This window comes from Pseudomonas sp. PSKL.D1 (assembly GCF_028898945.1).
Lineage (GTDB): Bacteria > Pseudomonadota > Gammaproteobacteria > Pseudomonadales > Pseudomonadaceae > Aquipseudomonas.
Genome location: NZ_CP118607.1, coordinates 470,580 through 482,749 on the forward strand (window position 1 = coordinate 470,580; position 12,170 = coordinate 482,749).

At 60.2% G+C, this 12,170-nt stretch carries 4 protein-coding genes; 2 read left to right on the plus strand and 2 right to left on the minus strand.

Annotation, left to right across the window (positions count from 1 at the left end; genetic code table 11):
- Positions 1–8 precede the first annotated feature (8 nt).
- Positions 9–5,588, minus strand: coding sequence for an NEL-type E3 ubiquitin ligase domain-containing protein (locus PVV54_RS01975; RefSeq protein WP_274908353.1), 5,580 nt, complete (start codon positions 5,586–5,588; stop codon positions 9–11).
- Between the two features lie 164 nt (positions 5,589–5,752).
- Positions 5,753–10,357 (minus strand): dermonecrotic toxin domain-containing protein, encoded by a 4,605-nt coding sequence (locus PVV54_RS01980; protein ID WP_274908354.1) that lies wholly within the window; start codon positions 10,355–10,357, stop codon positions 5,753–5,755.
- A 172-nt stretch (positions 10,358–10,529) separates the two neighbouring features.
- Between PVV54_RS01980 and pip the strand changes: the two genes are divergently transcribed.
- A complete protein-coding gene (gene pip, locus PVV54_RS01985; RefSeq protein ID WP_274908355.1) occupies positions 10,530–11,501 on the plus strand; it encodes a prolyl aminopeptidase in 972 nt (323 codons plus the stop codon).
- The gene (gene dtd, locus PVV54_RS01990) at positions 11,498–11,935 is read left to right on the plus strand and encodes a D-aminoacyl-tRNA deacylase (protein WP_274908356.1); all 438 of its coding nucleotides are present in this window, start codon (positions 11,498–11,500) and stop codon (positions 11,933–11,935) included. Before pip ends, dtd begins: the two co-directional genes overlap by 4 nt.
- Positions 11,936–12,170: the final 235 nt, after the last annotated feature.

Consider the following 12,170-nt stretch of genomic DNA (forward strand, 5'->3'; position numbering starts at 1 on the left):
TCCAGGCTTCAGGGCAGATCTTTGCCTGCATGGTTGGTGAGTTCACGAATCAGCGCGCGCTCCTCTTGCTTCCATTGCTCCTGCAGCGCTTGCATCTGGGGGGCCAGTGCATCGATCGATTCATCCGGGTGCTGTTCGAACAGCGCCGCCTCGCGATCCAGGTAGTTGGCCTTGAGCTGCTGGAACCGTTCTGCATGCGTTGCGCGCAGGTGGTTCACCCAAAGCTCAAGGTCCTCGGCGAACGCCAGGAAAGCCTCGCCAGCCTCTGCCTCGCGCACTTGCCGCTCGACATTTTCCAGCTCTCCGCGCTGCAGCCTGGCGGCGCTCTCATACAGCATGTGATCAGCAGGCGCCTGCAAATCCAGCGCCGTTGCGAGCCTGCGCTGATACGCCAGCCGGACCTCGGCCTCATCGATCTCGGTATCCGCCTCGGCCTTGAGCCGGGCAATTTCATCGATCCTGTTTTGCCGGAAGAGACGACGGGTCAAGCGGTACAGGGTGTCGCCTTCGCCGTCTTGTGGCGATATGGCAGCCATCCTGCTGACCAGCAGTTGCTCTTCGATCTGCTTGAACACCAGCAATGCGCCGTCGTGGCAAGTGCGATTGGCCGCGGCATCCTGTGCCATGCCATTGAAGAGCAGGCGTTGCTCGCGATGTTCCGCCGCATACTGCAGGACCTCCCAAAGCCGCTCGATAAATGAGCTGCGACCCGTTGCGTTGCGGTAAGGCGCCGATTGCGTCAAACGCCCCGCCAGGGCCAGCAAGTCGCTGGCCTCTGCGCCCTGCTGCAACGTTTCCCAGGCACTTCGACGGCTTGCGACCACGGTTTCGCCCATATCGGCAGTCAGCCATCGGCTAACATCCGGAATGTCACCCGGCGCCCAAGGCACTGGGCTGTGCCGGTGCAGGCTTGCCGTACTGCCGGTGCTGCCCGGGCTGCTATCAGTACTGCTTCCGGTGTCACTGCTGATCAAGTAGTCGGGTGGCATGAGGGTCAGCAGCTCGGGGGTCAGGTCCAGGTCGAAGGTGTAGCGGCGGTGCCGGCCGTGTGAGAGGTGCGCACGGCGCAGCGTTTCATCGTTCAGTGGGTTGTCTGCAAGTGATATGGAGGTAAAGCCATCATGGCTTTCCGGGTTTTGCAGAATGTGCTCCGGTAGTTCGGTGAGCTGGTTATCGTCCAGATCGAGCACGTGCAGCGGCATCCAGTCGTCCAGCCACTCAGGCCACCGTTGCAGGCCAGCATTGCGAAGGGATAGCCGCTGCAGAGGGCGATGAATGTCGGCGGGGCTATGCAGTGCCGGCGCAAAATGGTTGCCGGACAGATCAAGGGCAATCAGCTCGCGCATGCCTGCCAAACTGTCCAGTGTTTGTTGATCGACCATCAGGCCTTGTTCGCGCAGATAGAGCTCGTTGATTCTGGAGTTGACCAATGCCGAGGGCAAAGTCCGCATGGGTTGCACGTGCCCTTCGAGCGTCAGCGATCTGAGCATGGGGGCAGAGACAATCAATGCATTCAACGCTTCAGGGGTAGCCGCCACTCTTCGCAGCCTGAGGTGTTCAAGGTAGTTGTAGAAGAATGGGGGCAGGCGGGGCGGGAAGTCGCTCAGCGCAACACCCTCCACATGCAGGGTTGCGAAGTTCAGGCCACGGACCCGCTGGAGCCAGAAATCCAGAATCGACTGGCCGATCAGGGTGCGGTCGCGACGGGTTTGTTCGGTCAGAGGGGCTGAAGAGCTTGAGGCATTGGCCCAATGATCAACCGCATCGTGAAGCTGACGGCGTTCGTCCTGCAGCCCTGTAAGCCTTGCTTCCAGGCTTGGAGGCAAGTCCAGATTGAAACTGAAGCGGCGCCGCTGCCCGTCCTGAATCAGGTGCAGGTTGCGCAACTGGTTTGGCAGGATCGGGTTTTCCTCCAGCGAGATCAATGTGTGGGGCCCGTTGCCAATTGTGTTTTCTTCAAGGTAATGAGGAATCACAGTCAGCAGGTTCTCGCGCAGCGATAATTCCTGAACGCGTTGAAGTGACTGTTCGTTGAGCCAGAGTGGCCAGCGCTCTATGGCCATCCGGTCCAGCCCCAGGTACTCGAGCTGCCAGTCAGGGAAGGTAAACCTGGCTTGTGAGTCGAAGCGATTGCCGCTCAGGTCCAGCCGGGTGAGGTACGAGCGGGAGGCCAGGCGGTCGATGTCCAGAGGGTAGAGCGCTGCATTCTGGTTAACGAACCTCAGCTCGCTCAGGTGCGGGAAGCTCCTGATAATCAACGGAATGCTGTTGGCGAATTCGGAAGCTTGCAGGTTGGGGCCATAGCCGCGATCGACTTCAAGGCTGTCCAGGTTGGGAAAGTGCCGGAACACATTGTTCAATTGAGCTTCGAAATGTTCCCAGCTCAGTGACCCGTCCCCCGCATGATCAAGCGAGATGTTTTGCAACTGCAGGCGACGCATTCGCGATGAAATGAACTCTGGCAACTGTTCGGGGAATTCGGCGATGAACATGTTCTGAAGCCGCAAGGTGCCTAGAGACTCGCCCAGCTCTGGTACGGCGTTGTGAATCCAGTGGTCCCAGAGCGCAGCTTCGATTTCGGCCCGGTTTGCCGCCCGCGCGCCAAAGCCGGTGACAAGGCCGGGGCCAGGTGCGTCGAGGCTCGCTTGCAGCTCCCTGCGCTCGGCAAACAGTTGTCTGATCCGGTCCTGAATTTGCTCCGGGGACCTGCCAGCTGCTTCCAGCGCTGTCAGTATGGCTTCGGAAGTCACGGTGAATTCCGGGGCCAGGGTAAGGTCGTTGAGCTGATGCAGCAGATTGGTGCGGCTCACACCCGAGCCAAAGCCCTTGCCCCCGCTCAAGCGGTAGCCGATACGCCCGTCAGCCAGCCGCATCGGTGACCTTGGGCCTGGACGCTGCATGTTGAGGGCCTTGCGTAATGCCCAGCGGGGCAGGAGCGGCAGCTGGGTAGCCTGGTCGCTCAGGGTCGGCCCGTCGCTGATACCCGCAGTCGCCAGGTGCTGGCGCTGTTCGTCAGGCAGGGCCGCCAACACGGCGTCGAAAAGGGTTGCATGCGTGAGTTGCCCAGGCACCACTTCATAACCGCTTGAGGTGCGTTTGATCACGTGGGGAGTCGAATCTTCAGGGCCGATACCGTCAACCCGTTCAGCTGCAAGGGTACCTTTGCGTAGCTCAATGGCGGTACTTTCCGACCAGCCTGGCACTTGTTGCAGCGCGTGCAGCATCAGGCGCTCGGTGTCGGGGTTGTCCACGCACTTGAGGAACAGCCCCTCGTAGGCTCGGGACAGGCGTAACTGTTGCTGGAAGTGGCGCACCTCGTCACCGATGCGCTTGGGAATTTTGCCACCGACCAGCATCTGCTGTTCAGCCTGAGAAGCGTTGCCTAGCAGTTCGTCGATCACCACGGCGGGCAGTTTGGGATAGATGCGCTGAATCACGGCAGCCCCGCTACCTTCGCTGGCCGGCAACTGACGATAGCGCGCCTCGAACTCGGCGTAGCGCGTCGCTGGCGAGGCTTCGGCGAACGTTTGCATGACTTCCTGATCCAGCCTGAAGCGTTGCATCGTATCCTTCAGCAGGGCAGGGAGCTGTTCGCTCTCGCTCAGGACTCTACGCAGCATGCCTTCGTCTATGCCGCTGACCGCCAGAATTCGCAGCGCAGTGGCTTCATCGAAAGTTGCGCCCATTGGCCCTAGCCGCCCGAACAGTTGCACGGTTTGCCACTCCCGTGGCCGGTCCAGGCCATGCAGCCAGGCGCCTTCGTCGTTATGGCGCAAGGGCGGCGCGTAGGCGTTGGCTCGGCGGGGGTGTTCCAGGTGGTAGGTGCCTGAGGCGGATGAAGTCCTGACCGCATAGGTTTTACCCTCCAGTACAAGCCATTTCTTGCCGCCGTGGTGATAAAACCCCATTGCGTCGGGGCTGGCATCCGCCGGGAGTGACTGCTCCTGGACGTAAGGCGCCAGGTCAGGCCGCCACAGGCGCTGGTCACCGTTGGGCAGTTCGACGTCTTCAAGCTCCTCGATGAAGGAGGGGGCTTCCACCGGCAGGCGCTTGAGCGCGGCTTCACGAAGTTCAGCCATCAGGGCTTTGCTACCGGCAGCGGCAATCACCATCATCGCCACGTTCTCCAGTACATCCACCATGTACTGGAAGGCCTGGTGCCTGTCGTCGTTCGACCAGCTCTCGATGCCTTCGTACACCTCATAACCTAATTGCAGGGTGGATACGGCCAGCATGAATGCCCCAACCTCGGGTAGCACGAAGCCCACCAGATTGAGTGCATCGAAGGCCAGCGATTCAAAGTAAGCCAAGCGTTCCTTGAAGGTTTTTGCATCCATGGCCTTAGTGGGTACGGCATGGAACAAGGCGTCATCCCGATGCCGGATGAATGCCTGGTAAATCAGCTCGGCGCCTAACGGGTAGCTCAGATTGCGCGGTGTGATTGGCAGCACCGCGTGTGGGTCGGCAACACGCTCGTAGATGTTCTTCAGGGTGAAAGTCAGCGGCAACAGATGGTCTTGCAGTTTGCCGAGCAGGTTGGTCTTGCTGGCGTCGGGAATGTGCCCGGCAATCACTGCCAGGTTCTGTTGCACGCGGTCGCGCAAATCGTTACGCAGTGTCTCGAACGATGAGTACTCGCGCAGAGGGGTTTCGTTGTCCTGAGGCGTATACAGCAACGCCTCGCCAGACGCCGGCAGGCTGCGGGCGAAGGTGATCAGCAACATGCCCGTCAGTTCAACGCCCCACAGCGTCAGGAAGCTGAAGGTTGCCTGCGGCTGCGCGGGGTCTTCCTTTACCTCCAGCGGGGTGCTCAGCACAGCATCGTAGCTGGCCCTGCTGATCGCTCCCCGGAGAAAGGCAAGATGCAGGCTTTGCCTGAAAGCCGAAAGCTCCAGCGCGCTGAGCGTGTCGGCAACCGGCATTTGTGCTTCTTGCGGCGTCTCACCGGCTGCGGGCTCCGGGTAATAGATCTTGTCCAGCATGGCGAAATACTTGCCGCCGATGTCCAACTCCCTGCACAGCGCGGCGAATGCTGCCGGATCGATGTTCACCACATTGTCGAATGGCGGGCCTTTCTGGTATCCGCGATGGTCGAGGATGACCGAGCGCATCTGCGGTGTTGGCACATCCAGCCCGCCCGGTTGGATTGCCGAGGCTTCGAAGTTCTGCAAGGCGTGGTGCTTCAACGACTTGACGAACTGCCCAGGCTCGGCAGCACCTTGCTGGCGCTGGTGAGCGTAGCCGACTGCGTCGAACAGGTAAGTCCGCTCTACGTCCACATCCAGCTGGAAATTGTGCTTGATAGCGTCGGTCAGCAATTGGGTGGCAAAGGTTACAAGCGACGGCAAGTGCCTGAACAGTTGATGAACCGCTTGCTTGTTGTCGCGGTAGTGCTGGTGCTCCTGGGCCAGTGCGTTGGCCACGGCCGGGTAGTCTCGGCAGGCTTGTTCAAGCGTGTGCGGGGTATTTGCAAGTGCGTCGCGGATCGCCTGAAAGGTCTGCGCTGTCGCTGTCTGCATCCACTTCGGCATCTTGTTTTCGACTGTAGTGAAATGGAGGCTGGCCTTGCTTTCATTAACGGGTGTCATGCAATGGTCCTTGATTGGGTTTGGACCGTTTGCACTATCCTCAGTCGCAGCGGCGCGGCGTAGTAACTATCTGCCACGCCTTGGCAGCGAGGGGGTCGCGCCTGCCTGGTCAGGGCAGGCAGGCGCTTTGAACTGACGCAAACGTTGCAATCAGCATTATGCAATCAGCGAGGGTTGAACCCGTGCGGGAGCTGGAACGTCAAGCGCTGCCCTTGGGTACTGATGTGTTGCAGCGTGTCTTCGTCCAACGGGTTGCCTGTCAGCGCAATGGTGGTGCTGTCGTCGTCCACCACAACAGCTTCAAGCATGGCTCGGGGCAATTGGGTCAGCTGGTTGGCCTCCAGGTCCAGCAACTGAGAAGGCATGACATCGAACAGCCAGCCTGGCCAGGTTTCCATGCCAACGTCGCCCAGCGAAAGGCTCTTCAACTGCCCGGCAAAGTGCAATGGGCCTTGCAGCGAGGGGTGCAACCTGTTTTCGGACAGGTCCAGTACTTCCAGTGCTGGCAAGCGGGCGAGCAGTGCCATTGCCTCGTTGTCGATCTGCAGGCCGATGTTGACCAGTTCGATCTCAACCAGCGTCGGTAGCTCGGCCAGTGCGGCGGGCAGCGCCGGCAGGGACTGTACGCATTCATAAATGGCCAGCGTGGCCAGGTTGCTGAATGGCCGAAGTAACGTGTTCAGTTGTGCGGTGCCCAGCTCCGCGCTCTCAAGGACAAGGCGGTCGACTGCTTCAGTGAAATAGCTCGGCAGGCCTTGTGGCAGGGTATTCGGATTGAGGTTTTCCAGGTGCAGCGGTGTCGAGGTGAAGCCACGCACCCTGCTTTCCCAGAACTCGATCAACGCCTGTGCGACCAGTGCCCTGCTGGCAAGCAGGGTGGGCCTCGCTGTTACCCACTGGTTGAGGCCCTCTCGCAGGTCGGCCCGTTGGTCCGCTAACAGCCGGATGCGCTGCTGGATCTGGGGAGTGATGTCCAGGTTGAAGGCGAATCTGCGTGGCTGGCCGTCTTCACTGATTGCTAGCTGCTGGATCAGCGAGCCGGGCAGTGAGCTGCCCTCCAGCGACACGATCGTATGGCGCTGGTCGCTGACTTCATTGATGCGCAGAAAGCTCGGCACTTGGGTGATCGGGTTGTTGCACAGTGACACCGCTTCGATGTTGCCGAGCAAGGTCACGTTCAGCCAGTGGGGCCAGGCATTCAGTGACATGCGGTCCATGCCGAGGAACTGAAGTTGCCAGCCACCGACGACGGCATCCTGTGCCGGGGCCAGCGTATTGCCAGCGAGGTCCAGGTACTCAAGCGCTGCTGGCCTGGCCAGCAGGTCGATGTCCTGCGCAGAGAGAACCAGGTTGAGGTTGATGAGCTTGAGCTCCCGCAAATTCGGGAAATGCCTGCCAACCAGTGGCAGCCTGCCAGTCCATTCGGGCAGCGTGGCAGGGGCGTAAGGTTGCCCCACGGACAATATCTGCAGGTCAGGGAAATGCCGGAACAGGCGATTGAACGATTGTTCCAGTTGGTCGGCGGGGTGCTCCGGTGCTGTTAGAAGGTTGAACACCACGTCATCGAGTTGCAGGTGTTTGACACCCGAGGTGAACGTTACGGGCAGCGTTTCGGGGAACTCTTCAATGAACGCTGTGTGCAAGTACAGCGCCTCGGCAGCATCGGGGTCGCGGGGCAGCGCATGCTGAGCCCAGTGCACCCAGATTGCCGTGCCTATCATGTCGCGGCTGTACTCACCTAGCTGCTGGTTGGCCAGCCGGACAGGTTCGGCACGCCATGCGTCCAGGCTGGCCTGGAGTGCGAGCACATGTTCCACGGGCAGCTGAGCGATTGCAGTCAGCACTTCGTCGTCCGTGACGGGCGAGTCGAGCAGCGCGTTCACGAACCACTCAGCGGGCTCTTGCGGCACGCCCAGGCGTGTCAGCAAGCGTGAGAAACGCGTGAAACGGTCGATCCTGGCCAGGTCGTTCACCAATGGGCTTAGCGGGTAGCCGACGCGGCCATCCGCCAGGCGCATGGGCGATCTGAAGCTTCGCCGTTGCATGCCCAGCTTCTTGCGCAAGGTCGCGCGGGGTAGTTGCGGGGCTTGTTGCAGTAGCCGGCGAATCGCCTTTGCATCGACGACGTCAGGCAACGCCAGTGCAGTGAACAGCGCATCGAAGAGGGTGGTGTGCAGGGGCGCCGCCGGGCTGGAAGGGAAAGGGGTGGTGACACTGTATCCTGTGGGGTATCGGGTGATGATCCTGACAGATTGCGCCTCATCCGGCCCGACGCTGTCGATCAGGCCCGGCTTGAAGCGCCCCTCGTGCAACTCCAGCCGCAAACCTTGGGGCCAGCTTTCCAGCAAGGGCACGGTGTTGAGGATCAACTGGTCACTGTCGGCATTGTGTACCGCTTCAAGGAACAAACCTTCGTAGGCCCTGCTCAGGCGAACCTGTTGCTGGTAAACGCGAATTTCTTCACCCAGACGCATTGGCACCCTGCCTTCGACCAGTGCCGCCAGTTCACCGGAGGTGACGTTGCGCAAAAGTTCTTCAGTGACCACGCCAGGCAACTGCGGGTAGATGCGCTGAAGGATCGCCGCGCCTGGTTCCTGCCGGCCAGGCAGGGCTTCATACGCCACCTTGAAGGCTGCACTGCGGGTGTTTGGTGTGGCATCGGCATGTTCGCGGATGATCTGCTGGTCCAGCCAGAAGCGTTGCATGGTGTCTTCCAGCAGCGCTGGGAGGCGCTGGCTGTTGCTCAGTGTTCGTCGCAGCACGTCTTCTTCGATGCCTGCCACGCTCAGGAGTTGAGCAGCCGTTTGGTCATCAAACTCGCCATTGAGGTGACCCAGCCGTCGGAACAGGCGCATGCCCTGCCACTGCTCAGGATTGTCCAGCTCGTGCAGCCACGCGCCGGCCCCGTTGTGTTGCAATGGGGGCTCGTAGCTCAGTGGTTTGTCAGGGTGCGCAAGCGTGTAAGTGTTAACCGCCATGGCGGGCTTTACCGAGTACAGCTTGCCGTCCAGAGGCAACCACGTCTTGCCCTGGTGGTGGTACAGGCCGAACTCATCTGGCTTGAGGCCCGCAGGTAGCACGATGTCGTGGGCAAAAGGCTGCAGATCAGGCGCCCACAGGCGCGTGCTGCCGTCGGCGATGGAAACAGGCCTGAGTTCTTCAATGAATGAAGGCACTTCTACCGGGATTCGTTCGACAGCAGGTGTGCCCCCTGAGCCGCCCGCGGCCCCCAGCGCTGCCATGAACGCGACGTTTTCCAGCACGTCCACCAGGTATTTGACTGCCTCTTGACGGTCACCGTCCGCCCAGCTTTCGAAACCTTCAAAAACCTCGTAACTCAGTTGCAGGGTTGTTAGGCCCAGCATGAGTGGCCCCAACCCAGGTATGAAGAACGCCCCCAGGCTCATCGCATCGAACGCCAGCCCGGCAAAGTAAGCCATGCGCCTGTGGGCGCTCTTCTGATCCTCCATGGCCGTTGGCACGGCATGGAACAGTGCGTCGTCCCGAAGCCGCTGTTGCTTTTGCGCAACCAGTGCATCCACCACACCCTGGCCCAGAGGCTGCACAGTCACCGGCACCCAGGCATTCGGGTCTCGTACGCGGGTGACGGTTTGACCACTCTGGCCTGGTGTGACGGTTGTCGTGCTGCGGTCAATGGGGTGCAGGGCGTCCTGCAACTTGTGAAAGAACGATGTGCTTTCGCGTGCTGGCACCCCGTCGAGCAGTTGATGAACCTTTATCGTCCATAACTGCTCGCGAAGATAAGCTTGCAATGCCTGGGCCGTGGCATGTTGCTTCAACGGGATTGCCGCACCGGGTAAGTAGGTGATCAGGATATCTTTATAAGGAAGGTAAAGCGGGTCGTATCCAAGCAACAGCTCGGGGGAGGGCACCACGCCGAAAATCAGGGCACCGGTGACCGCGGAGTCGAAGAGTTGCAGGAAGGCACCACGTATCGGGCTGCCCTGGTACTCGGCCTGGCCGCTTTGAACCAGATCCAGCATGGCCTGGTACACCGGTTGGTCGATGGCTTCGCTCAGGTAGGCCTTGTGCAGCTCAAGGCGCAGGGCGCTTTGTTCGACGTTGCCCAGCGCGTCGGCAAGCGTCGAACCTGGTTTACAGGGGGCGGCGATAAGCTGCTGGTAGTTGCCGCCGATATCCAGTTCGCGAGCAAGCCCGGCGAAGGCGGTTGGCGAAATGTCGACGGGGTTACCGCTTGGATACACGCCCAGCAGTGCATTGCTGTCCAGTACAGCCGCATTGAGCCGAGGGGTGTCCAGCCCGCCAGGCTGCGCTTCGTCAGCTTCGAAGTTCTGCATGGCACTGTGCAGCAACGACTGCATTGCAAGCTTGAACGAGCGCGCGGCGCCGATCACTGGATCGCCGCTTGTTTGCGTTTGATAGGCCGAGGCTTTGCTGGCGTTGAACAGGTAGGTCTTGCTGACATCGAGGTCAAGGTTGAAGTGCTGCTTCACTGCCGAGGTCAAGCGTTGTGCGGCAAACTGTTCGATGTCCGGGATCTGCTTCAGCAGTTTGCGAAGCTCGCTTTCGAACCTTCGGTGCGCGCCGTATTCCACGACCATGTTTCGAGTGATGTCCGGATGAAGCTGGCAGGCCTTTTCGAACCATTTGGCCGACAGGCCCAAGGCCGTGCGCATGTGCTGATGAGCCGGCGTTTCAAGGTCGGCCAGCCAGCCGGGCATCTTCTGCTCGATCAGCCTTTGCTGCAAAGGGGGTTCTACGGTGGATGTGCTTGCGGCGTCAGTCATGGCAGAGTCCGTGGTGAGGTGAAGAACCTCGGGACTCTATCCACGGTGTTTCAGAGCAGGTGGTAGATAAGTTTGTCGTGTCGCAGCTGCCGAATGGCATCAACACATGCTCAAAGCGCAATTCAGGTTTATGATGCCCAACGGCAGACAATATCCTCACACGGAGTGCGCAATGCAGACCTTGTACCCGCAGATCAAACCCTACGCCCGGCACGATCTGGCCGTGGAAGCGCCGCATGTGCTGTATGTAGATGAGAGTGGTTCACCGGAAGGTCTGCCGGTGGTGTTCATCCACGGTGGCCCTGGCGCGGGTTGTGATGCCCAGAGCCGTTGCTATTTCGACCCCAACCTGTACCGCATTGTCACGTTCGACCAGCGCGGGTGCGGCCGGTCCACGCCCCATGCAAGCCTGGAAAACAACACTACCTGGCACCTGGTCGAAGACCTTGAGCGCATTCGCAAGCACCTTGGCATCGACAAGTGGGTGCTGTTTGGTGGCTCATGGGGCTCCACCCTGGCACTGGCCTATGCCCAGACCTACCCCGAGCGTGTGCACGGTCTGATCCTGCGTGGCATCTTCCTGTGCCGGCCTCAGGAAATCGAATGGTTCTACCAGGAGGGCGCCAGCCGTCTGTTCCCCGATTACTGGCAGGACTACATCGCCCCGATTCCACCGGAAGAGCGGGGCGACCTGGTGAAGGCTTTCCACAAACGCCTGACCGGCAACGATCAGATTGCCCAGATGCATGCGGCCAAGGCCTGGTCCACCTGGGAAGGCCGCACTGCCACCTTGCGCCCCAACCCGCTGGTGGTCGACCGCTTCTCCGAACCTCAGCGTGCCCTGTCGATTGCACGCATCGAATGCCACTACTTCATGAACAATGCGTTCCTGGAGCCAGACCAGCTGATCCGTGACATGCCAAAAATCGCCCACTTGCCGGCAGTGATCGTGCACGGGCGCTATGACGTGATTTGCCCGCTGGACAATGCCTGGGCGTTGCACCAGGCGTGGCCGAACAGTGAGCTTAAAGTGATTCGCGATGCAGGGCATGCCGCATCCGAACCCGGTATAACCGACGCGCTGGTACGCGCAGCCGACCAAATGGCCCGCCGTTTGCTTGACCTGCCTCTGGAAGAAGCATGAAGGGGCTGTTGCAGCGTGTACGTGGCGCGCGGGTAGAGGTGGCCGGCGAAATCGTCGGTGCCATTGATCAAGGCTTGATGGTGCTGGTGGCCGTTGAGCCTGAAGATACGCGCGAGCATGCCGATAAGCTGTTGCACAAGTTGCTCAACTATCGTGTGTTCAGCGATGAGCAAGGCAAGATGAACCTGTCGCTCAAGGATGTGGGCGGTGGGCTGCTGCTGGTTTCACAGTTCACGTTGGCTGCCGACACCCGCAGTGGCATGCGTCCGAGCTTTTCAACGGCTGCGCCGCCGGCGTTGGGGGCCGAATTGTTCGACTATTTGTTGCACAAGGCCAAGGCCGAGCACGCCGACGTGGCAAGTGGTCGGTTTGGTGCTGACATGCAGGTGCATCTGGTCAATGATGGCCCGGTGACATTTCTGTTACAAATATGAGGTCAAAAAACCGCTTGTTTATAGGAAAACAAGGGGTTTTGTACGATAAATAGTTGGTCCAGCCTGATGCGTTGTAACGTGTCCTGCTGGATAATCGCGCGCTGCGTGAGCCTGCGTTCGCAGGTTCGTTTTACTCTGACTCGAGCATTGTCTGGAACCGTTTGGGGAATCATTACGCCCTCACGGGGTCCGAACAGTGCTCGCCAACCCGGCATTTGTCGCTGGCCGTTGGTTT